This is a genomic window from Streptomyces sp. NPDC059989 (assembly GCF_042736975.1).
In the GTDB taxonomy this organism is placed as follows: Bacteria; Actinomycetota; Actinomycetes; order Streptomycetales; family Streptomycetaceae; genus Streptomyces.
The window spans coordinates 1-20,778 of sequence record NZ_JBHWUO010000076.1 but is presented as its reverse complement, the minus strand read 5'-3'; the positions used below and the strand labels follow the sequence as shown (position 1 = coordinate 20,778).

Sequence of the window (20,778 nt, the reverse complement as noted above, 5' to 3'; positions counted from 1 at the left end):
CTGATGGCGTCTCATTTAGGGTGTCCGGTGATTTGTACGCTGAGCGGGGGCTTACCGTACGCTCCGGGCATGAGTGAACGCGTCGGCTACGCGAGATGCAGTCTGGACAAGCAGGACCTCACCGCTCAGCACGAGACCCTGCTCGGTCTGGACGTCCCGGAGGACCGGATCTACCTGGACCACGGACTGACCGGAACCAACCGCGACCGGCCCGGCCTGGCGCAGGCCCTCGCGGCGGTCCGTGCCGGCGACACCCTCGTCGTCCCGAAGCTCGACCGCCTCGCGCGTTCGGTGCCCGACGCCCGCGACATCGGCGACTCACTCACTGCCCGCGGCGTCAAGCTCTCGCTCGGCGGCACCCTGTATGACCCCGCCGACCCGATGGGCAAGATGTTCTTCAACATCCTGGCCACGTTCGCGGAGTTCGAGGTCGATCTCCTGCGCATGCGCACCCGCGAGGGCATGGCGGTGGCGCGGGCCAAGGGCAAGCTCAAGGGGAAGCAGCCCAAGCTCACCACCCGTCAGCAGACCCACCTGGTCCAGCAGCACCAGTCCGGCGAGCACACCATCGCCGATCTGGCCGAGCTCTTCTCCGTCAGCCGCGCCACCGTCTACCGCGTCCTTGAACGCCATCAGAACGCATCCGCACCGTCGACCCCTGGCGGGCAGTGACGTGCTGCCCTACGTCTACCGGGTCACCAAGTACGACCCCGCCGACCGCGACCAGCACGGCCACTACGCCGGCGCCGAGCCCGCGACCAGCGACCACGGACCGGTCGAAGCCGCCTACCTGCGGGCCGTCGCCGCCTTCGCCGAGGACACCGGCGTCGACCAGCTGGCGATCCGCGAGCCGCAGCTCCCCGGCTTCGTCCACTTCGGCCTGGAACCACCGATCGACGGCTACGGCCTGGCCGACCTGTTCTCGGCCGGCCCCGCCGGGTTCCACGACGGTGCGCTGGTGCCGATCGCCGTCGGCCTGGAACTCGTCCGGGCCATGCTCCGCGACAACGGAGCCTGGTGCCGACTGGAGGCGGAGGGAGCGTTCACGGTGCACGTCGGCTGGGACCAGTACCTCTACATCGGCAGCAACCTGCCCTGCGAAACCGCACTGACCCGCACTCGCGCGCTCGGCCTGTTCCCAGAACGCCTGGCCGCATCGCCGTACGAGTTCGCCCCCGACGACCCCGCGTACGTGCAGCGGCCGGCCGACGCCGACTTCTGGGCCCGCCTGCACTGGACCGTCAGCGCCCACCGCGCCGTGTTCCTGGAGGAGGTCTTCGCCGCGAACGCCTCCCGGTGGCACCGCCTGACCCGCGACTCCATCGAGACCGTGCGCTCCCAGTTGGCCCCACGCTCCCAGTTGGCGGTCTGGCCGGACCTGCTCACCGACGTCGACACGGCCGTGGCCGCTCTGCCCGACGAAGGCCTCGTGGAGATCGTCTGGGAGGACGAGAACGAGCAGATCACGAGCACGATCGTGGACGAGACCCAGTTCGAGGCAGTAACCTCCCGGCTCGCTGGCGCGCGTGCTGCCGGCGTCGTATCCATGTATGCCGGTGAAGATCTCCCGCTGTTCACCGCGGTGCTGCCCGACAGCGACGGCGTTCTACGCGCTCGCTGGCAGACCGAGCTGACGCCTAGCGACCGGGACTGGGCCTTCCTCAAAACCCTGCGGCGCGGCCAGGTCGTCACCGGCACGGTGTCGACCATCGCCAGCTTCGGCGTCACCTTCGTGGACATCGGCGGCTTTACCGCAATGATCAACATCCCCGAACTGTCCTGGCGGCACATCAACCACCCATCCGACGTCGTCAGCGTCGGCCAGGAGATCACCGCCGAAGTCCTTGACGTCGACATGGTGCGGGAGCGTGTGCCGCTGTCGCTGCGAGCACTGCAGGAAGACCCGTGGCCGCAGGTTGCACAGCGAATCGGGCAGGTGGTCACCGGACCGGTCACCACGATCGTGCCGTTCGGCGTCTTCGTCCGCATCGAAGACCGAGAGGACGGCTTCCAGGGGCTCGTACACACTAGAGATCTGGACGAAACCTCTGGAGACGCCATCGAGGTCGGTGACGCCCTCACCGTGAAGATCATGGAGGTCGACATCACGCACCGCCGCATCTCCTTGTCGCAAACCGAGGCCCGCACAACCCGGCCTGAGGACGGCAGTGAGGGTGGATCGGCATGTGGGCCGCGGACTCCACCGCCACCGACGCCACCGTGACCGACGCGGAGATGACCGAGCCAGTCCACCACATGCTCGCCGCCCGCGACCTGCTGCCCGGCGAGCATTATCTGGACTCCGGCTACCCCTCCGCCGAGCTGATCGTCGGCATGAAGGAGCGCTTCGGCGTCACCCTGGTTACCCCGGTCCTGCTGGATAGCTCGCCCCAGGCCCGCTCCGGTGCCGGCTTCGGCCGCACCGCCTTCACCATCGACTGGGACAACCGGCAGGCCACCTGCCCCTGCGGGCACCCAGCACATGGTGGAGTCCGGCCGTTCAACGCGGCACCAAGGCCATCGTGGTCAAGTTCGACAAGGAGACCTGCCAGCCATGCCTGGTCCGCGACAAGTGCACGCGGGCCAGAAACGGGGGCCGCACACTCTACCTTCGTTCCCGCGATCAGCAGCAGGTCCTCGATGAGGCCCGCGCCCAGCAGACCGGCCAGGAATGGCGGGGGAAGTACGCCACCCGCGCCGGCGTCGAGGGCACTATCCACCAGGCCATCGCCGTCACCGGCATGAGACGCGCCCGCTACCGCGGCCTGAAGAAGACCCACCTGGAACACGCGTTCTCGGCAATCGCGCTCAACCTCATCCGTCTCGACGCCTGGTGGAACGGCCGTCCACTCGACCGAACCCGCACCAGCCACCTCGCCCGACTCGACCTCTCCCTCACCGCGTGATCCGCAATGGCCAGAAGGATCGGTGACACGGTCTTAATTAGTTTCTGCGATTCCGGTACCACTCCGGAGAGCAAGGCGCCATCAGTCTTTCGCCTCTATCCCGTGAACCCACCGCCGACTCCACCGAAGACGATCTCGGCACCCTCGTTCTCAAACTGCACGTGCGTGGACACGACGTAGGGTCCCGTTGTCGACTGCGGTGTGTGAAATGTCAGCTGCGTGTCCTGACCGGTGATGTTTAGCGGCCCGGCATCGAAGAGAACTGGACTGGCCGCGTTCAGGCCACCGGTTTGATGAACACGCACCCCGGTGACGGTGGCCCCGTTGTTGACCTTCACTCGAATCCACACGTCGCCGGTCCAGACCGACGACCCGCCATCCAGGATGGTCGGGGTAGGGATGGCGAAGTGGAACCAGTTGTCCGTACCCGGGTTCTGCCTAACGCGGGCTCCCCAGGCGGCCCTTTGAAGGAACAGCCCATTGTGATCTCCCGTAAATTCTTTGGTTTTCTCCGGGATGATGCTCACACCATGGGTCCAAAAGTGGTAAAGGTCAGCCATGGGATCTCCTTGCGTGCAGGTTTGGCATTCTAATCAGGCCGCACACGCACCATTCAGAAATGGAACGGTGTGTCGACCATCCGTCAGCCGAAGGGCGGCCGCGAACGCTGTGCTGGAGAAGCGGGCCACGGTGGTGTCTGAGCTTCGTTCGATTGAATCTGACGCTTCCCTGTCGGACGCTGAGAAGCGCGAGCGGGTCGAGCGGATCGACGGTGACCTTCGGTCCCTGGAGATCGAGGCCCGCGAGGCGGTCGAGCGGGGACGGGATGGGTACCGCACCTATACCTGTACGCGACCCGGGGCACGCACAGGCGGGAGCTGTTGGGGTGGCTGTGGCCTACCGGAGCGGAGCTGGTCATTTTGTGGGGCGGTGCGCGTCCGCCCGTCCCAGACCGTTGGCTGGTGGCGATGGCGGTGTGTTCGGCGGCGGTGACTGCTGTGCACGCATGGGCGTCGCTGCGTCCGCTGGGACGGCCGCGCCCGGGGTGACCCCTTCCCGGCGGAACAGGCCCCGGCCATACGCGGGGCCTGAACTCGCTCAACTCCGGGTGTCGGTAAAAACCTTGTCACCACCGCAGACGGAAGAGCACGACCGCTACACGACCAACGAGCATCACAACCGACCCGCAACGGAATTGGCCAGCAGGATCGGTGCCAGCGTTCTTACCGGCCCCCATCTTCTCCCTGCCTGCGGTCTCACTTGCTGGAGCATCCAAATTGGGCCGTAGAGGTGAGTCCACTACTGCATCGGTTGCCTTCCCGGCGGCGCCATCGGCTCCGCCGTAAGGGCGCAGCCGATGATGTGGGGCGAATCTGCCGGGCTCCTGGGCACACAAGACAGACCGATGGCACCGCCCGTGCCTTGGACGGGTTCACCTGCCGAATCCGATCCGAAGAAGGGCACCGGACCCGTGCCGTCTGCATTGATGCGCTGGGTACCTCCAGTGACCAGCTCCACCGGGCGCCCGCGACGAAACGGCCATGGATCCGGCGTTGGCGCATCGGTGACCTGTAACGATGCACTCCTCCCAGGTGTGTCTACGGAGGCACGATGAACAGTGAGTTCGTCGTCTCGATCGCTGGTCGGAGATTCGACCCGCTGCAGGCTCAGTCCGATGACGAACCCGCCGCCAGATCGCCCAAGGCTTGGATCGTGCAGGTCACCCGGCCATTGACGGCCGACCAGATCACCCGCCTGCGCACTACGTTTGGCTTGCGGCTTACTGCCTACGTCCCGAATCTGGCCTACATCGAGCGCGTTTCGGCGGACACGGCCATGGCGCTTCGCAAGGATCCGGCGATCCGGGCGGTCATCCGCTTCGAAGACGGCTTGAGCGTGTCACCGGAAGCACCAACAACGCCTACGGACGACGATGACATCGCGGCCTTCACTATCCTCGTCTTCCCGGACACCGACCTGGACGCTGCCCGTGACGCCCTGGCCGACCTGGGCGGCAAGCTGATCACCGTGCTCGACGCGACCGTGAGCGGTGGCGAGAAATCGATTCGGCTCAACCTCGACGTGCACAAGCTCGAAGCAGTCGGCGCGCTGCCGTTCGTGCTGTGGGTCGAACCAGTGCCCACGATCGTCGACGACCACTCCGGGGTAGGGACGACCCTGCAGCCGGGAACCGCCGGAATGATCGCGAGCATCTGGGAACACGGCCTGCACGGCGAGCATCAGGTGATCGGAATCCTCGACAACGGGCCCGCAGATCTGCACCACTGCTTCTTCATCGATGGTGAGGGCCGGCCGCCCGGCCCGGACCATCGCAAGATCATCCAGGTGCGCAATGCGAACGAGCAGGATCCCGGTTCGCATGCGACGTTCGTCGCCGGATGCGCGGCGGGCGACGACGTCGGCGCACCGGGCAGCTCGCCATGCCGGGGCGGCGCGTACGGTGCCAAACTCGTCCTGGGCAACCGGAGGACCCTGACGATCTTCGACCCGTCACCGGCACCGATGGCGTCCACGCTGTTCGCAGAGCTCAGTGCAGCCCACGCAGCGGGAGCGGTCATCCATTCCAACAGCTGGCACGCAACGCCACCGGGCGGCGGACACGCCACCTATGACGTAACAGCGGCGGACGTCGACTCCTTCGCTTGGCTGAACGAGGATTGCCTCGTACTCGGTTCAAGCGGGAATTCCGGTGAACAGCAGGGTCCTCCCGGCACCGCGAAGAACGCGCTGTGCGTGAGCGCAGCGACGGCCGACCCAGCGGCGCCGTCATTGGGCGATGGCGCCCCCGGACTCACGGCCGACGGGCGGGTCAAGCCTGACCTCATGGTCGTCGGGTGCGGGGTCGAGTCGGCGCTGAACGGGACCACCTGCCGCACGGGCCCCCGGTCGGCCTGCGCGAGCAGCTACGCCACCCCCCTGGCTGCCGCAGCGGCGGCACTTGTGCGGCAGTACTTCCTCGAGGGCTTCCACCCCACCGGCTTCGCTACGCCCGGCGATGCGTTCGTTCCTTCAGGTGCGCTGCTCAAGGCCATGCTCCTGCACGCCGCAGTCCCGGTCGAGACAGCGGCTGCCTACCCGAGCGAGTCCACCGGCTGGGGACTGGTGCGGCTGGCTGAGTGCCTCGTCTTCGGCGCCGCGAGTCCGCGCAGACTGCAGATCTGGGACCTGCGCAACGCAGCGGGCCTGTCCACCGGGCAGGAGAACGCCTACATGGTGGAGGTTCTGGACGGCGCCGACCGCCTGAAGGTGACTCTGGCCTGGACCGAGCCGGCCCCTGCGGTGCCGGGCGTAGGCGCCGCGACGGTCAACAACCTCGATCTCGTCGTGACCAGCCCCGATCAGACCCGCTACCTAGGCAACGTAATGGTTGCGGGCCGGTCGGTCTCTGGTGGCAGTCCTGACGTGGTGAATCCCGTGGAGACCGTGATCATCGACGCCCCCGCGGTCGGGTTGTGGACGGTCACCGTCGTGGCAACCCAGGTCAACGTGGGCAACCCGGGCCAGGGTTTCGCGCTCGCCGTCAGCGGCGCGATCGTGGCCGAGTCGTCCGGCGGACCCGGCCGGACGTAACGGAAAGGATCGGTCATGGCGTCCCACATCCGCACGGCGCTCTTTGTCGCACCGCACCCTTGGGCGTCTGGCGAGGTGAGCACGGCTGCCCACGCGGCACGCGACCTCGCGGCCGCGGGCTGCGCGGCGCATCTGCTGGCCTCCCGACAGCACGGGGCCGCATTCGGCGCGGCGTTCGCCGGCACGCACTCGCTGGGAATGGACCTGGCGGACAACACCGCCATGCTGCGTCGGGTCATCGATGAGACTTCGCCCGACATCGTTGTGTTCTGCGATGCCGCACTGGTCGACACGCCGACCGGCAGCCTGCCCATGGACCTCGCCGACGCGATCGACGTCATCACGGGATCGGGCTGCCGACTAGCCACGTTCGACCACTTGGGAATCCCGCTCTCAGCGGCATGGCCGCCTGACGCCGCGATCCTGCGGCCATGCCCGATGGGCTCGCCCCTCATTGACAGTGGACCTGGTCGGCCAGTGTCCGTCACCCGCCCCGTCGCCGAACTCGGAGGAATCGACGACCTGCCCGAACGAGTCCCTGGCGGGCTGCGGATCGTGCACACCGTCGCACCGTGGGCGATCAGGATCGCGATCGCGTTGAAACACCCGCTCCACAAGTACCTACCTGCGATCGTCGAGTCCTACCTCGCCGACCTCGACCGTCCTGTGCAGCTGCTCTCCGTCAACAATGGGAGCCTGCTCCCGGCCGCGCCACACGGGCGATTGCGCGTGGTCAACCTACCGCCGCAGCCCGCGGCGGTGTTCGACCAGCTACTGGCGGACGCCGACCTTGTCGTCACCGAGAACCCGTTCGCCTCCACCATCGGCCGGGCGATCGACCTGGGCACGCCCGCCGTCGCCTGGCAGCACACGCTCGGCATCGTCGACGTGCTGGCCACGTTTGGCAGTCCGGTGGCCGCACCGGTCGCGCAGTTGCTCATGCCAGACCTGAGCCGAGCGCAGCCGTGGATCGCCTTCCCGACCTGGACGCCTGAGCCGATCCGCGGTCTTTCTCTCTCGGTGCTGGACAACAACCCGGTGACGAGCGCCTTCGCCCGGCTCGAGCTGTTCGGCGGCGCGGCCAGCGCCACCGCGCTGCAGGACATGCTGACCGACTCCCCGTTGCGTCGGGGCGTGCTGGAAGCCCAGGAGCAGTTCCGGGCGAGCGTACGGCAGCTGCCGCGTATCGGCGAGGCCCTCGTTGAGGCTTCCGTCAACGTCGGAAGCACCCCGTGACCGCGGCGATCGGACTGCTGCCCGCTGCGGGCCGTGGAACGCGACTAGCTGCACACTGGCCGAAGGAACTGGCCGAACTCGGACCCAGGGCCGGGCAGCCCCTCATCGGGTTTGCTTTGGGCGCACTGGCCACTGCGGGCGTGCGCGACGCGATCGTCGTGGTCTCCCCCGAGAAAGAGCACCTGCTGCGAGCCCGGCTAGGCTGCGGGAAAGAGTTCGGAATCGCCGTCCACTATGCGACGCAGGCTAGCCCCCTAGGCCTGCCCGACGTCGTGCGGGCAGCGGCCCCAACCCTCGCCGGGCGCGACGTCGTGCTGGTTCTGCCGGACACGGTGTTCGCCCCAGTCGACGTCGTGCACCGACTCCTGGTCCGGGCCGAGACCACTCGCGCCGACGTCGTGCTCGGATTGTTCCCGACCGACGATCCCACCCGACTGGCCCCCGTGACGGTCGACCAGGACGCGAACGTACTCACCGTCTACGACAAGCCGGCGAGCACCACGGTGAGAAACACCTGGGGCGTCGTCTGGTGGCGTGCCGCGTTCACCCGGCTGTGCGGGGAGCACGCGGCGGCCGATGGCGGCGGAGAGCCAACCCTGAGCGATGTCGTCAACGTGGCGGTCCACACCGGTCTGCGTGTCAAAGCCGAGCTGTTCGACGACGCCGTCTATTGCGACGCGGGAACGCCGGACGGACTTCGCGCGGCGCGGACACTTGTGCGGCCGCCCATGAATCGGCATCCGGACATCGAAAGTCGCATGTTGTAACCATTAAGGCACAATCTGTGATGTTAGGGTCTTGGTGTGCCTCACCATGACAAAGCTGGCCAGACACCCCCCGATGAGCCGACACCAGGGCGTCCGCTCGACCCCGACGAGTTGACCCAGCAGGCCATCACGCTGAGCAAGATGGCCTCGCACCCCGGATTCCTCGCCATTCTGGACGAGATCAGCCAGGCCCCAGAGGCCGAGCAGCTCGAGACCGCAGAACGGCTCGCCACGGTGGAGAACCTCCGTAGCAAGGGGGTACCGATTCCCGACGACTTCCGACTGACGACTCGGTTCTTCGAGAACCCCGAAGCTGCCACGGTCAGCAGCTTCAAGATCGATACCGCGACGCCCCCCGGCGTCGACGACGACACCGTCGTCTCCGGGCTGACGGTCTGCGGGTCCCTCGGTTTGTACCTCTGCGCTTCCGTCGGCGGACAGGCCCTGACATGAACGAGACCGATCAGCTCGCGGCGTCAGTCGACCACGCAAATGTCGAGGTCGAACAGGCGGTACACGCTGCAATGCGGGACATCACGCGTTTCGCCAACACGCCTGAATTCCGTTCCGTGCTGAGCGAGATGTGGGCCGTCGCCCCGGCGCGACGCGCGGGGTTCGTCGTTGACGTCCTGCTCGATGCGAAGGAATTGGCGGCGCGGGGAGTTTCGATCCCCAAGGGCCTCACCATCCAGCGCTCGACATTCCGCGACAACCGTCCCACGCTATTCTGCATCGTCAAGCACCTGCCGCCCGGACTGCTGTGGGAGAAGGTGACCGTCACGTTCGACAATCCGTCAGGCGCGCCGGCCCTGCTCTACAAGGACATGGTCCGCAACATCCGGTCCACGGCGGAGATGCTCTAGGCACTGTTTCTTGGATCATGTTCGGAGCCAGATGATGAGGGCTGCGAGGGTGACGGTGCCGAGGTAGATGTAGACGCGTTTCTCGTAGCGGGTGGCGACGGCGCGGAAGCCTTTGAGGCGGTTGATGGCGTATTGGACGGTGTTGCGTTTCTTGTAGCGCTCGCTGTCGAAGCCGGTGGGCCGGCCGCCTCGAGAGCCTCGGTTCTTGCGGTGTCTTTGCTGGTCGAGGCGTTCGGGGATGGTGTGTCGGATGCCGCGTCGTTGCAGGTAGCGGCGGTTCTTTCGGGACGTGTAGGCCTTGTCCGCCAGGACGTGATCGGGCCGGGTGCGGGGGCGGCCGACTCCAGTGCGGGGCACGGAGATCTGCTCCAGCACCCGCTCGAGTTGGGGGCCGTCGCCGTAGTGGCCAGGGGGCAGGACGAGAGCGAGGGGCCGGCAGCGCCCCTCGGCGGCGAGGTGGATTTTGGTGGTGAAGCCTCCTCGGGAACGTCCCAGACACTCGCCGATCTGACCACCTCCACCAGCCGGACGGCGAGATTCCGAAGCATCGGATCGCCCTGGTTCATCCCTCGAGCTTCCCCCTTTGAGGCGACGCGGCTGGCGGTGTCTTCTTCGCGCCGGCGGCGTGCTCGTGGGCTCGCACCGCGGTCGAGTCCACCGATACGTCCCAGTCGATTCGGCCCGCGGCGTCCTCGGCAGCCTGAATCCGAGACAGCAGCATCCAGTCCCCGACTGGGCCTGGCCAGAGTGGCACAGCTCGTACAGGGCGACCCGGGAGGCCTCGCCAGCAGCTGGCGAGCCAGCAGGACTAAGCGTTCAAGAGTCGTGAGCTCCCCGGCCTGGACGAGGCGCAGAGCAGGCGCATTCGTAAGGGCTCCGTAAGGTCGGCGGTCCGCAGTAGGGCCGACGCCGCCGGTAGCGTCACCGATAGTGACTGGCGGCCCCTGCAACCAGGCGGCAGGCACACGCAGTTGAAGGGGGCGCGGACCATGGGAGAAGGCGAAAGGGGGCACGGCCATGACGTGGCCGAGAACCATAAGAACAGCAGTGCTGGCCTTGGTGGCGGCACTTCTCATACCGATAGGCGGGGCGCTGCCCAGCGCCCGCGCAGCTGACCGGCCGGTGACGTTCTGCGGCAGCGTCATCAACGTCATCAACTGCCGTTGGGGTGTAGACCGCGCGGCCTACAACATCGTGTCCCACGCGTACAACTTCTTCAACGGCAGCACCGTCACGGTACAGGGCGGGAACCTGTACCTGGGGAACGCCGGCGTCTACCGCAACAACACCTTCGTCGCTGACCGGATCATCATCCACGAGAACGCTGTCGAGGGGCTGACTGCCCCCGGCAACAACAACGTGTTCATCGGCAACGTCGAGATCGCCCGCGTCAACCAGGTCTACCGCGAGGTCGTCGAGCTGCGGGAATGCACCACCGACCTGGTGCGCACCACCGCAGAGGGCTGGAACTTCGAATCAGTCGACTCAGCCGGCGGCGTACGCCCCAACGGCCTGATCGGTGTCGCTGACCTGAACGCAGCCATCGGTGACACCGACGCCCCCGACGAGATGCGCGACTGCGCCAGGCTGCTGGCCCGCTTCGACTACGAGCACTTCAGCGCGGTGCAGACCGAACAAGGCGCGCAAGACAACCGACAAGCCAACCGGGACGACTTCCAGCGCTTCAGCGACCACATCGCACGCTGCGAAGAAGCCATGGAGCGGGAATCCTCCGTCAGCGGCCCCGACGGCATGCTGACCGCCCTGCTGAACTGCGCCCGCGAAGGCAACGAAAACGGCCCCCCCAACCCCGACCCGGGCGGCCCCGGCGGGAACGCCACCCAGCCGGACCCCGAGAACGACGGCAACTTCCCCGGCCAAAACACCGTGCCCGGAGACTGGACCATCGGCTCCGGCCTCGGCGTAGGCGCGATCAAGGATGAGCTGGAAAAGCGGGGCCTGCCCCAGCTCCCCGCAGCGGCCGGCATCACCGATGTACGCATGCTTCCCCTGGGTGATTCCATCACCTACGGCGTCGGGGCCGCGGGCGGCTCAAGCTACCGAGGCCGACTGTGGGACTTCCTCGCCCACGATCTGCACTCCCTGGACTTCGTCGGCTCGGCGAAGTCCGGCACCGGCCCCGACCGAGACCACGAAGGCCACAAGGGCTGGAGCATCGACCAGATCGACGCCATGGCCGGCTGCACCGTCGCCAGGTACCGGCCGAACGTGGTCACCCTCCACATCGGCACCAACGACATGAACGGCAACAACAACGTCGACCAAGCCCCCGCCAGACTCCGGGCACTGATCGACAAGATCGTCGACGCCGCCCCGGAAACCACCGTCCTGGTCGCCACACTCGTGCCGTCCTCCACCCCGGAAGTCAACGAGCGGATCAAGCGGTACAACGCCGCAATCCCCGGCATCGTCAACAGCTTCCGGGCCGCCGGTGACCATGTGCGGCTGGTCGACATGAACGCCCTCACACCCGAAGACCTCAACGACTGGCTGCACCCCAAGGCCATCGGCTACGAAAAGATGGCCAACGCCTTCTACAGGGGAATCCACCAGGCCATGAGCGATGGATGGATAGCCCGCCCGCGCCCGCAGGACCCGTCCCCGTGCGCTACGCAGCGGCCGGCCACAGATGATGGCTGGGACTGGAAGGGCACTGTCGCCTCCGGCGTGGGCGCCCCCCGATCCGACCTGCGGTGGGCCGACCTCAACGGCGACGGGAGGGACGACTACCTCGTCCTCGACGGCCAGGGCCGAATCCGCGCCTGGCTCAATGACGGCCCCGCTCCCGGCAGCGGTTGGAATTGGAAGTGGACCGGCGAAGTCGCCTCCGGCGTCGGCGCCACCCGCGATCAGGTCCGCCTCACCGACCTCAACGGCGACGGCAGGGCCGACTACCTCGTGGTCGACGACCAAGGCCGCGCCCGAGCCTGGCTCAACGCCGGCCCCGCCACAGGCGGAGGCTGGACGTGGGAATGGAAGGGCGAAGTCGCCTCAGGGGTGGGCGCCACCCGCGACCAGGTACGCTTCGCCGACCTCAACGGCGACAAGCGTGCCGACTACCTCGTCCTCGACGGCCAAGGCCGCGCCCGCGCCTGGCTCAACGCCGGCCCCGCCACAGGCGGAGGCTGGACGTGGGAATGGAAGGGCGAAGTCGCCTCCGGCGTCGGCGCCGCACGCGACCAGGTACGGCTCATCGACCTCAACGGGGACAACCGCGTCGACTACCTCGTCCTCGGCGACCACGGGCAGGTACGCGCCTGGCTCAACAACGGCCCCGCCTCATCAGGTGGAGGCTGGGGGTGGAAGTGGGCCGGTGAAGTCGCCTCCGGGGTCGGTGCCCCCCGCGACAACATCGACTTCGCCGACCTCGACGGAGACAGGCGCAACGACTACGTGGTGGTGAGGGACAACGGAGCGGCCACCGGCTGGCTGAACGACCGCATACCCCGCAGCTGACGCCAGACCGCCCATGCCGTCACCTCCTGCCGGAGCGCGCACCGCTCCGGCAGGAGGTCCGACCGTCCACAGCGCGTGGGCAACGCGCCGCCCGTGCAGGTTGGGGAGGCCGCCGTGGCCAAGATGACTAATCGTGACCGACCAGGGCTTTACCTGGCCACGGTGTCCTAGCTCAGACACCAGCCGCAAAGTGGGCCGCGGTCGGCCGGACGCGCTCCGTTTCCCGGCCCTGGGCGCCGTCGTTGCGGACGTTGCGGCCGTGGTCGAACTGAAGAAGGCAGTGGGAGAAACCTGGACGATTCACCTCGACGACGGATGGGTCTAGTGCTGTGACCGGGAAGGTTCGCCGGGAAGGTGTGTTCGTTCCATCCCGCGGTCGGGGCATTCGAAGGCCAGGTGTCCCGCAGGAGTCGGTGTGGCCGGTTGCTGCGGGACCACATGGTTGTCAGCGGGGCTGATAGTTGAGAGTTCCGAGGGGCCAGTTCGTGGACAGCCAGGTCGTGACGGCCGCTTGCAAGGGCGCGTCGAGCTCGGCTCTGTCGGCACGGACCCAGGAGCGGACGTCGGTGTCATGGTCATCGTTGCGGGAGGGATAGATATAGACGCAACCGATCACCTCGCCACTAGCGGTCTCGATGACGGTGTAGGTGAATCCGCGGCGCTGAGCGAAGTCGTCCGCGTGACGCTGCAGGTCGACGAGGTTCGCCTCCAGGGCCATCCCGTCCGCAGGAGGCCATCCTCGGTCCTGGAAGCCCGGGGTCGCACGGATGTGCTCGATGCTGCTGGTCCAGGCGGCGTGGTCGGCGGCGTTGTGCTGGGGCCCCAGAGGCTCCAGACGGAACTGCGGGGTGATCAGGTCCGCGGGGACGACGAAGTCGTCGGGGACGAGGGCATGGTCAGTCATGGGGCCGAGGCTATGAGGAAGGGCTCACGGGTTGCACCTGGATTGATCACGCCGCTCGCGCGGCGGGACGGCCCCACCGGATGCCCTTCTCGCTGCGGATGCGGGCGCGTTTCCTGCGCTGGGCGGCCAGGATGTCGGGGTGGCGGGCGTTGGTATTGCGCCAGCGCAGGTAGCGGTGCAGGGCCCGGGTCTGGACGGTGTGGTTGGGATGGTTGGAGTTCACCAGGGTGAATTGCCGCAGGGGCCCGGAGTGAGCCTCGATCGGGTTGGCCCAGGAGGCGTTGGTGGGTGTGAAGCACAGCTCTACCCGGTGCTTCCGCGCCCAAGTGTGGATCTTGGTGCCCTTGTGTGCGGACAGGTTGTCCGTGATCACGTAGATGGGGGCGCCGTCGGGCCGGGCGGCACGGATCGACTTCAGCGCGGCCAGAGATCGAGCGGCGCCCTTGTGGCGACGGTTCACCCCCCACAGCGTGTCGTCGCCGACTGAGTAGCAGCCGTGGAAGTAGGTCACTCCATGGGTGCGGTGGTAGGTCGCCGGAATCCGGTCGGGCCGACTCTGTTGTGCCCAGCAGGAGCCTGCGGTGGGGCGGATACCGAGCGGCCCGAACTCGTCGAACGCGAAAACGCGATCGGGTAAGTGCTCCAGGACGTACTCGATGCGGTCCAGCTTGGTGTCGCGCTCGGGGTCGGTGGATTCCTTCCACGTCTTGGTGCGCTGGAAGGTGATGCCGCGTCGGGCCAGTAAGCTGCGCAGGGCCTCGCGGCCGATACGGATCATCCGGCCGTGGACCCTGCGCGGGTAGGCGCAGAGTTTGCGGATCGACCAGCGGGTGAACGGCTGGCCGAGCTTGGCCGGGCGAATGGTGGCCGTCGCGACGACGAAGTCCTCGTCGTCAGCATTGAGCAGGCGGGGACGGCCTCCCGCCCACCGAGGGTCCGGGCATGCCAGGCCGATCTCGCTGAAGCGGTGGATGACGTCCCGGACGGTGCCTCATCGGCCGCGACCAACGGGGCGATGACCGGGACCCGATTCCCGCCGGCCGAAGCCAGCAGCATCATCGCGCGCCGGTAGCCCACGGAACTGGTACTGCCTCGCCGCACGATCTGCTGCAGCCGCTGCCCCTCGTGATCCGTCAGTCGGCGAACTTTGACCGGCTCTGCCACCACGTCTCCACACACTGGATGGGATGTCCGCCCCCATCCAATCGGCCCCAGCCTCAACGCGGACCAGAACCCGGTGAACCTAGGCGGTCAGAGCACTAGCTGTTCTGTCCCGGGAGGTTGCGGACAGGTGAGCCAGGTCTCGGCTGAGGGATCTTGAAGGGGTGTGACCCAGATACGCCAGAAACCCGCCAGAACTTGATCTTGGCCTGCTGAGTGCCTGACGCTGTCGGGGATCTTGGCGATGACGGTCGGCCATGCCCTCGACATCTCAGTCTCCAAGATCCCCGACCTCGTCACCCGCGATCAGCTCTGCGTCTCCTCGCGGCGTCCAATAGCGGCCGCATCGGGTACGACGAGCAGCTTGCCGGTGGTACGCCGAGCCTCCAGATCGCTGTGGGCCTGGGCGGCCTCGGACAATGCGTATCGGCCCGTTACGGTGACCTCAAGCGCCTTGGAGCGCACCCACTCGAACACATCGGCGGCCCGTCGGAGCAGTTCGGACCGATCGGCGATGAAGTCCCCGAGGCTGGGCCGGATCAGGGTCAGCGAACCGCCGTGGGCGAGCCGAATCGGATCAAACGGCGGCACGGCACCACTTGCCGCGCCGAAGAGCACGAGATGGCCGCGGGTTCGCAGGCTGGCGAGGCTCGCATCGAACGTGTGCGCGCCGACGCCGTCGAAGACAACCGGCAGTCCCTGACCGCCGTTGAGCCGCCTCACCTCGGCTGCGAGATCGTCGACTGCGGAGGAAAGGACCACCTCAGCGGCCCCGGCACGCTTCGCCAGCTCGGCCTTCGCCGTGGTCGACGTCGTGCCGATCACCCTGCCGCCGAGATGGGTGATGAGCTGGGTCAAAAGCAGCCCCATGCCACCAGCAGCCGCATGCACGAGCACCGTGTCGCCCCCCTGAACCGGGTAGGCGTCCTTGACGAGATAGTGCGCGGTCATGCCTTGGAGGAGCACGGCGGCGGCGGTCTCGAAGCCGATATCGTCGGGCAGCGGCACCAGCCGGGAGGAGTCCACGACGGCCCGCTCGGCATACGTGCCGGGAATCTCCACCCAACCGACCCGGTCCCCGACTGCGACGTCAGCGACGCCGGGTCCAACTTCGACGACCGTGCCGGCGCCCTCAGCGCCCGGGGTGAAGGGCAGCGGGAGGCTGTACCGGCCTTCGCGGTGGTAGACGTCGAGGAAGTTGACCCCGGATGCGGCGACCTCCACGACCGCCTCGCCCGGACCCGGCCGCGGCTGGTCCACCTCGGCCTCCTGCAGCACCTCGGGACCGCCCACTTCGTACACCTGAATCGCTCGCATGGCCCTCCAATAACGGCTCATCCCCCACCAACCCCGTTGATGGCGATTAACGGCTCATCCCCCACCAACCCCGTTGATGGCGATCCGATTCCCGGCGAGCAGACCAGCCCGCCGCCCCCGCCGAGAGCTGAGACGCCTGCTTTGCACCCGGGTCTGGGACAGGAGACCGAGGCCGTCAAGGGTCGACGAATGCACCACCCGCCGCTTCCGCACCGCCGTACGGCCACCCACCCGGACCGGCGTAGCCTCCGGCAGCTCCACCGCGCGGCGCACGAAATCGACCACCGCCTCCGGATACTCCTCCGGCCTCGGGAACCGGCCCATCCGCTGGTACGACTTCAACGCCAGCAGCAGGGCCAGCTGATCTCCATCCGCGTCCATCCGCTCCGCCGCCCACGCCGCCTCCTCCCGCGTCGGCGCGAAGAGCAGATGCAGCTCATGCGCACTGACCAGCCGCTTGAAACGCGGATACGCAGTCCGCAGCACCCGCTCCGCCTCCTCGCGGAGCTCCAGACTGCCCGTCGGCGAGAAGCACATGGCCGAGATCCGGCGGAAGGTCGGCATCGTCTTCCAGGACCCCGACGACCAGCTGTTCATGCCGACCGTCCGCGAGGACGTGGCCTTCGGCCCGGCCGCGGCCGGCGTCCGGGGCGCCGAGCTCGAAGCCGTCGTGCTCCGCGCACTGGAGAAGGTCGGGATGACGGAGTTCGCCGACCGGCCCCCCGCACCACCTCTCCTTCGGCCAGCGCCGCCGGGTCGCCGTCGCGACCGTCCTCGCCATGGAGCCGGAGATCCTCGTCCTCGACGAGCCGTCCTCCAACCTGGACCCGGCCTCCCGCCGCGAGCTCGCCGACATCCTCCGTGCCCTGGACGTCACCGTTCTGATGGTCACCCACGACCAGTCGTACCCTGGAGCTCTGCCCACGCTCGGTCATCCTCAGCGAGGGCGTCATCGCCGCCGACGGGCCGACGGCCGGGATCCTCGCCGACGAGGAGCTGATGGCCCGGCACCGCCTGGAGCTGCCGTTCGGCTTCGTACCGAGCTCCGTCGCCTGATCCGGGAGTCTCCCGGTTTGGTCCGACCGGCTGGATATACCGGTGGGTCGTGTCGGGATGCTCCGTGCGGGGGCGGAGCCGGGGTTATGAAGGGAATCGAATGGAATCGGATGAAAGTTCGTCATCCGGTCATTCCCGAACATCAACCTCAGGAGTCGCATGATGCGCCCCATCAGAGCCGCCTGTCTCGGCACGGCCACCGCCCTGGTCACCCTCCTCGCCTGTGCCCCCGTCGCGGGCGCCGCCGCGACGGACACCGGTTCCGCCCACGACAAGGGCAAAGCCCGGATCATCACACTCCGGGCCGAGGTGAAGGAGCTGAACCGCTTCCCCGTCGTCGACAACAGCGTCTCGCAGGGCGATCGGGTCGTCGCCCGCTCGGACCTCTCCCTCTACGACGACGAGGCGCACACCAAGATCGGCGAGACCAACGTCGACTGCACCACCACCCGGGGCGGCGCCGATGAAGCGGAGCAGTGCGTCGCGACCTACACCCTCCCGGACGGCCAGCTCACCGTGCAGGGGATGTACTACAACTACCTCGACCAGGGGCCCTTCGACAACGCGATCACCGGCGGCACCGGGAAGTACGAAAAGGCTCGTGGCTCGGTCCACTCCGAGCCGATCCAACCGGGCGTGAGGCGCTTCACGATCCACCTCGTCTGACCGCCTCGGACGTCCACCTGACCCCGGAATCCGGCCTTCTCCCCTCGCGTTGCACCATGGGAGCCGGTTTTCGTACGAAAGGAAGTGTGGGTCAAGGGGACGTCCAGGGCGGCTCACCCTTCAGATCGTCAAACGCACCGACGACATGAGCGGGTTCGTGGTGCTTCCACGCAGGTGGGTGGTGGAGAGGACGCTGAGCTGGCTGATGCGCTCGCGGCGCCTTGCCCGGGACTACGAGACCCGGCCCGAAAGCAGCGAAGCCGCCGTCCTGTGGTCGATGACCATGCTCATGGGACGCCGCCTCGCCCGCCACCGGAGCCGAAACGTCACCCGGCAGCCGGCCGCGGCGTGAACACCCCGGGACGCTCCTCGGCCAGCCAGCCCCGCTCCACCAGCCGCTTCACCTTCGACCGCACCCCCTCGACCTTCGCCGGCACCGACTCCAGGCCCAGCCGCCCGGCCAACTCCCGCGCCCGCAGCCCGGACCCGCCCGCCTCCGCCTCCAGCACGCCCACCAGCCGCTGGTAGTCCGGCGCGAGCACCTCCATCGTCAGGCCCACCCGCCAGTGCGGCACCACCGACCCCGCCACCGGGGCCTCGGCAACGACCGGCGCCGACTCCGGCGGGTGGTCGGCCTCCGACTCCGGCCCGGACAGGGCCTCGGCCGGGGTCATAACCGACAGACGTGACGGCCCGACTCTTCCTCGATGCCACGGAGTTCACGCCTGACCAGCGGAAACCCACCGATCAAGTCCGGAAAGACAACGGCTACTTAGCTGACGCTGGCGGACCAGGTTCGGGTTGCGGCGGTCAAGCCCTCCGGCTCCCACTCCTGCCGCACTCCGCACTCCCTCCGGTCTTCGTCACCGGACCAACGTCGCCGAGCGGCTCCTCAAGAATCCGGAAAGATCGAAAACCCGGACAAGCCCACCCCGGATTTGTTACAGAGAGCTACTTGTCACTTCGTGGCAGCTTCGGGAGGACAGGGCCGGCAACTGGCCGGGGTAATCGTCGCCGTGATGACCTTGGGCAAGGCGGTACTGGTGGGGTGGCGTCTCCCCCTCGGGCGATCAACTCATTGCCCCTTTGGCGCGTATCTCGGCTGGACCCCGTGTACGACCGCGGGTGAGTGGTGCGTGCTCAGCGACCGGCGGCCGGTGCGCGGCGGACCGGCCATGCCGGCTTCGGGAGCCTGGGCGCGCGGCGCCTGTGGGCTTCGAAGGCGAGCCAGGCGGCTCCTGAGGCGACCGTCGTGAGGAACGACAGCGCCCAAGCGGCCAGCTGCCAGACGGCCGCGACGTCCAGGGTGCTCACCAGCGCCGCCGCCGGAGCGGCGGCAAGGGTCAGCAGCAGCGTGATCCTGGCCCAGAGCGGCAGCCTGCGGCTCACCGCGGCGGTCGCGAGGCCCAGGCCCGCGCTCGCCGTGAGGATCACGGCCAGGGCCACAAGGGCGACGGCGAGGGCGACTATCAGGGCGAGGAGTAGCAGGATCAGGCCCATGTCGTGCCCACCTCCGGTCTCGTGGCGACCCGTCGCGAGGGCAGGCGGATCCGACTCCGCTGCTCCGGCAGGTTCACCGGAAGCCATACTGTCAGAGGTGTTGAACGCGTTCAACACTGCCTCCGGTGTCACCTGTAGGCCCTGGTGTCGGCGGCGGGGTCCGGCGGTGGGGGCGTGGCACGATCGCGGGATGCAGTACCGGTACGCCACCGTGGCCTACGGCGTGGTCGGCTGCGTCTGCATCTCGGCATCGGCGGCCATCTGGTCGTCGTGGTCCCGGAGCATCCGCAGGACGGTCGCGGGACTGGGGTGCTGCCCCTTCTTCTTGCCCCTGGTGATGACGAGCCGGGGGGCGATGTCCCGCAGGCTCAGCTTCTCGGCGTCCCGCAGGTGCAGGGCCATGGCGAGCATCGTGGGGGGTCGGACACCCTCGCGCCGCCGATCGCCTTGCCCCGCCGGCGGGCCGACTCCTGGCCGTCCAGCGTCTTCTCCCGGATGTACTCGCGCTCCATGCCGGACAGCGCGGCCAGCACCGCGAACACCGGGCCGTGCGGATCGTGGGAGCCCTGCAGCTCGCCGGTCAAGAACTCCAGCTCTACGTCGTGCTCCCGCAGCCGCACGGCCAGTGTCACCAGGTCGTGCCCGCGGCCGAGCCGCTTGTGCTCGTGGATGACGAGGGTGATCCATGAGCAGGGAATCCAGGCCGACCGCGCCGGGGTCGCGCTTGAGCGCAGCCAGGAGGGTGGTCCCCGCCTCGTTGTCCTCGGCCACCAAGGACAGCAGCCGGGCCGTGCCCGCCTCGCCCAGGCGGGCGATCGTGCGGGCGCAGAACGTCCTCTCCCACTTGCCCCGCGCCGCGACGAGCACCTTCTCGACCCGGGTCCGTCCTGGCGGCTCGATCTTACGGGCCCGGCATTCGACCAGCAGAGCCTCGCGCTGCCGGTCCTCCACCAGCTCGACCGGACAGACCTCCACGGCCGGCCACTCGGCCGGCGCCTTCTCGTCCGCGACCGTCGACGGCCGGAACCCCAAGGCCTCGCGGATCTGCTTGCGGTGGTACTCGGCGGTCCGACCGACCAGCGTGTAGTTCGCGAAGTCGATGGCCGGGACCTTCACCAGAGCGGCAACGTACTCCACCGCGGCCGGCGGAACCTCTCCCAGCACATCGGGGAACCGGGCCTCCAGCTCGAAGAACTTCGGCAACAGACTGAAGCCGAGCCGGGTCACCCCGCTCTTGTTCGCCACTAGGGCCTGTGTGATGTCGTGATCAGTTCCTGGCTTCTGGCCTCTTCGCGAGGTGGAACCCAGTAGGACTGTGGTCGTGACGCGTAGGC

19 protein-coding genes and 4 pseudogenes are annotated in these 20,778 nt (G+C 67.9%); 12 read left to right on the top strand and 11 right to left on the bottom strand.

Annotated features, from left to right (window positions below):
- Positions 1 to 69: 69 nt before the first annotated feature.
- The 3 genes from ACFWBN_RS36630 to ACFWBN_RS36620 all read left to right on the top strand — a co-directional run bounded on the left by ACFWBN_RS36630 (position 70) and on the right by ACFWBN_RS36620 (position 2,906).
- Positions 70 to 672, top strand: a complete 603-nt coding sequence (locus ACFWBN_RS36630) for a recombinase family protein (protein WP_385185102.1) — start codon at positions 70 to 72, stop codon at positions 670 to 672.
- Positions 623 to 2,224: a S1 RNA-binding domain-containing protein gene (locus ACFWBN_RS36625; RefSeq protein ID WP_385185099.1), complete on the top strand. Its 1,602-nt coding sequence runs from the start codon at positions 623 to 625 to the stop codon at positions 2,222 to 2,224. Before ACFWBN_RS36630 ends, ACFWBN_RS36625 begins: the two co-directional genes overlap by 50 nt.
- A 298-nt stretch (positions 2,225 to 2,522) precedes the next feature.
- A complete protein-coding gene (locus tag ACFWBN_RS36620; RefSeq protein ID WP_385185096.1) occupies positions 2,523 to 2,906 on the top strand; it encodes a transposase in 384 nt (127 codons plus the stop codon).
- Positions 2,907 to 3,001: 95 nt separating this feature from the next.
- On the opposite strand, the gene ACFWBN_RS36615 is transcribed toward ACFWBN_RS36620, so the two are convergent.
- On the bottom strand, positions 3,002 to 3,466 hold the full coding sequence (locus tag ACFWBN_RS36615; RefSeq protein ID WP_385185093.1) for a hypothetical protein: 465 nt from the start codon (positions 3,464 to 3,466) through the stop codon (positions 3,002 to 3,004).
- 1,051 nt (positions 3,467 to 4,517) lie between these two features.
- Here ACFWBN_RS36615 and ACFWBN_RS36610 point away from each other — a divergent pair.
- Genes ACFWBN_RS36610 through ACFWBN_RS36590 form a run of 5 tightly spaced genes read left to right on the top strand, consistent with a single transcriptional unit; the run spans position 4,518 to position 9,363 of the window.
- Positions 4,518 to 6,497 carry a S8 family serine peptidase gene (locus ACFWBN_RS36610; RefSeq protein WP_385185090.1) on the top strand — a complete coding sequence of 660 codons (1,980 nt, stop codon included), beginning with the start codon at positions 4,518 to 4,520 and terminating at the stop codon, positions 6,495 to 6,497.
- 15 nt (positions 6,498 to 6,512) lie between these two features.
- Positions 6,513 to 7,733, top strand: a complete 1,221-nt coding sequence (locus tag ACFWBN_RS36605; RefSeq protein WP_385185087.1) for a DUF6365 family protein — start codon at positions 6,513 to 6,515, stop codon at positions 7,731 to 7,733.
- A complete protein-coding gene (locus tag ACFWBN_RS36600; RefSeq protein WP_385185084.1) occupies positions 7,730 to 8,500 on the top strand; it encodes a sugar phosphate nucleotidyltransferase in 771 nt (256 codons plus the stop codon). The genes ACFWBN_RS36605 and ACFWBN_RS36600 overlap by 4 nt, the downstream gene beginning before the upstream one ends.
- A gap of 36 nt (positions 8,501 to 8,536) precedes the next feature.
- Positions 8,537 to 8,953: a hypothetical protein gene (locus ACFWBN_RS36595; RefSeq protein ID WP_385185081.1), complete on the top strand. Its 417-nt coding sequence runs from the start codon at positions 8,537 to 8,539 to the stop codon at positions 8,951 to 8,953.
- A complete protein-coding gene (locus tag ACFWBN_RS36590) occupies positions 8,950 to 9,363 on the top strand; it encodes a hypothetical protein (RefSeq protein WP_385185078.1) in 414 nt (137 codons plus the stop codon). The genes ACFWBN_RS36595 and ACFWBN_RS36590 overlap by 4 nt, the downstream gene beginning before the upstream one ends.
- A gap of 15 nt (positions 9,364 to 9,378) precedes the next feature.
- On the opposite strand, the pseudogene ACFWBN_RS36585 reads toward ACFWBN_RS36590, so the two are convergent.
- Positions 9,379 to 10,093 (bottom strand): annotated as a pseudogene (locus ACFWBN_RS36585) (IS5 family transposase); the annotation flags it as partial.
- 287 nt (positions 10,094 to 10,380) lie between these two features.
- Between ACFWBN_RS36585 and ACFWBN_RS36580 the strand changes: the two are divergent.
- Complete coding sequence (locus ACFWBN_RS36580; RefSeq protein WP_385185075.1) at positions 10,381 to 12,840, top strand: FG-GAP-like repeat-containing protein; 2,460 nt, start codon at positions 10,381 to 10,383, stop codon at positions 12,838 to 12,840.
- A gap of 445 nt (positions 12,841 to 13,285) precedes the next feature.
- Here the strand turns inward: ACFWBN_RS36580 and ACFWBN_RS36575 are convergent, their stop codons facing one another.
- From ACFWBN_RS36575 to ACFWBN_RS36560, 4 genes and pseudogenes are all read right to left on the bottom strand, one after another.
- Complete coding sequence (locus tag ACFWBN_RS36575; protein WP_385185072.1) at positions 13,286 to 13,744, bottom strand: GNAT family N-acetyltransferase; 459 nt, start codon at positions 13,742 to 13,744, stop codon at positions 13,286 to 13,288.
- Positions 13,745 to 13,790: 46 nt separating this feature from the next.
- Positions 13,791 to 14,908: pseudogene (locus ACFWBN_RS36570) on the bottom strand (IS630 family transposase).
- A 303-nt stretch (positions 14,909 to 15,211) separates the two neighbouring features.
- Positions 15,212 to 16,222, bottom strand: a complete 1,011-nt coding sequence (locus tag ACFWBN_RS36565; protein ID WP_385185069.1) for a quinone oxidoreductase family protein — start codon at positions 16,220 to 16,222, stop codon at positions 15,212 to 15,214.
- A gap of 54 nt (positions 16,223 to 16,276) precedes the next feature.
- Positions 16,277 to 16,819 (bottom strand): DUF4158 domain-containing protein, encoded by a 543-nt coding sequence (locus ACFWBN_RS36560; RefSeq protein ID WP_385185066.1) that lies wholly within the window; start codon positions 16,817 to 16,819, stop codon positions 16,277 to 16,279.
- Between ACFWBN_RS36560 and ACFWBN_RS36555 the strand changes: the two are divergent.
- The 3 genes and pseudogenes from ACFWBN_RS36555 to ACFWBN_RS36545 form a co-directional block, all read left to right on the top strand.
- A pseudogene (locus tag ACFWBN_RS36555) lies at positions 16,737 to 17,278 on the top strand (energy-coupling factor ABC transporter ATP-binding protein); the annotation flags it as partial. The gene ACFWBN_RS36560 and the pseudogene ACFWBN_RS36555 sit on opposite strands and share 83 nt — an antisense overlap.
- 162 nt (positions 17,279 to 17,440) lie before the next feature.
- Positions 17,441 to 17,944, top strand: a complete 504-nt coding sequence (locus tag ACFWBN_RS36550; protein ID WP_385185063.1) for a hypothetical protein — start codon at positions 17,441 to 17,443, stop codon at positions 17,942 to 17,944.
- Positions 17,945 to 17,993: 49 nt separating this feature from the next.
- On the top strand, positions 17,994 to 18,296 hold the full coding sequence (locus tag ACFWBN_RS36545; protein ID WP_385185060.1) for a transposase: 303 nt from the start codon (positions 17,994 to 17,996) through the stop codon (positions 18,294 to 18,296).
- Here the strand turns inward: ACFWBN_RS36545 and ACFWBN_RS36540 are convergent.
- From ACFWBN_RS36540 to ACFWBN_RS36520, 5 genes and pseudogenes are all read right to left on the bottom strand, one after another.
- Positions 18,271 to 18,618: a hypothetical protein gene (locus ACFWBN_RS36540; protein WP_385185057.1), complete on the bottom strand. Its 348-nt coding sequence runs from the start codon at positions 18,616 to 18,618 to the stop codon at positions 18,271 to 18,273. The two genes, ACFWBN_RS36545 and ACFWBN_RS36540, sit on opposite strands and share 26 nt — an antisense overlap.
- Positions 18,619 to 19,084: 466 nt before the next feature.
- Entirely contained in the window at positions 19,085 to 19,444 is a 360-nt protein-coding gene (locus tag ACFWBN_RS36535) for a hypothetical protein (RefSeq protein WP_385185054.1), read from the bottom strand.
- A 216-nt stretch (positions 19,445 to 19,660) separates the two neighbouring features.
- A complete protein-coding gene (locus ACFWBN_RS36530; protein WP_385185126.1) occupies positions 19,661 to 19,846 on the bottom strand; it encodes a hypothetical protein in 186 nt (61 codons plus the stop codon).
- Positions 19,813 to 20,076: a recombinase family protein gene (locus ACFWBN_RS36525; protein ID WP_385185123.1), complete on the bottom strand. Its 264-nt coding sequence runs from the start codon at positions 20,074 to 20,076 to the stop codon at positions 19,813 to 19,815. The genes ACFWBN_RS36530 and ACFWBN_RS36525 overlap by 34 nt, the downstream gene beginning before the upstream one ends.
- Positions 20,077 to 20,311: 235 nt before the next feature.
- Positions 20,312 to 20,689, bottom strand: a pseudogene (locus ACFWBN_RS36520) (DUF4158 domain-containing protein); the annotation flags it as partial.
- Positions 20,690 to 20,778 lie beyond the last annotated feature (89 nt).

What these genes read in the sequence shown, in the direction of transcription:
- ACFWBN_RS36630 (WP_385185102.1), top strand. Translation starts at nt 70, where the DNA reads ATGAGTGAACGCGTCGGCTACGCGAGATGCAGTCTGGACAAGCAGGAC.
- ACFWBN_RS36615 (WP_385185093.1), bottom strand. Translation starts at nt 3,466, where the DNA reads ATGGCTGACCTTTACCACTTTTGGACCCATGGTGTGAGCATCATCCCG.
- ACFWBN_RS36610 (WP_385185090.1), top strand. Translation starts at nt 4,518, where the DNA reads ATGAACAGTGAGTTCGTCGTCTCGATCGCTGGTCGGAGATTCGACCCG.
- ACFWBN_RS36605 (WP_385185087.1), top strand. Translation starts at nt 6,513, where the DNA reads ATGGCGTCCCACATCCGCACGGCGCTCTTTGTCGCACCGCACCCTTGG.
- ACFWBN_RS36590 (WP_385185078.1), top strand. Translation starts at nt 8,950, where the DNA reads ATGAACGAGACCGATCAGCTCGCGGCGTCAGTCGACCACGCAAATGTC.
- ACFWBN_RS36580 (WP_385185075.1), top strand. Translation starts at nt 10,381, where the DNA reads ATGACGTGGCCGAGAACCATAAGAACAGCAGTGCTGGCCTTGGTGGCG.
- ACFWBN_RS36575 (WP_385185072.1), bottom strand. Translation starts at nt 13,744, where the DNA reads ATGACTGACCATGCCCTCGTCCCCGACGACTTCGTCGTCCCCGCGGAC.
- ACFWBN_RS36565 (WP_385185069.1), bottom strand. Translation starts at nt 16,222, where the DNA reads ATGCGAGCGATTCAGGTGTACGAAGTGGGCGGTCCCGAGGTGCTGCAG.
- ACFWBN_RS36560 (WP_385185066.1), bottom strand. Translation starts at nt 16,819, where the DNA reads ATGAACAGCTGGTCGTCGGGGTCCTGGAAGACGATGCCGACCTTCCGC.
- ACFWBN_RS36550 (WP_385185063.1), top strand. Translation starts at nt 17,441, where the DNA reads ATGCGCCCCATCAGAGCCGCCTGTCTCGGCACGGCCACCGCCCTGGTC.
- ACFWBN_RS36540 (WP_385185057.1), bottom strand. Translation starts at nt 18,618, where the DNA reads ATGACCCCGGCCGAGGCCCTGTCCGGGCCGGAGTCGGAGGCCGACCAC.
- ACFWBN_RS36535 (WP_385185054.1), bottom strand. Translation starts at nt 19,444, where the DNA reads ATGGGCCTGATCCTGCTACTCCTCGCCCTGATAGTCGCCCTCGCCGTC.
- ACFWBN_RS36530 (WP_385185126.1), bottom strand. Translation starts at nt 19,846, where the DNA reads ATGGCCCTGCACCTGCGGGACGCCGAGAAGCTGAGCCTGCGGGACATC.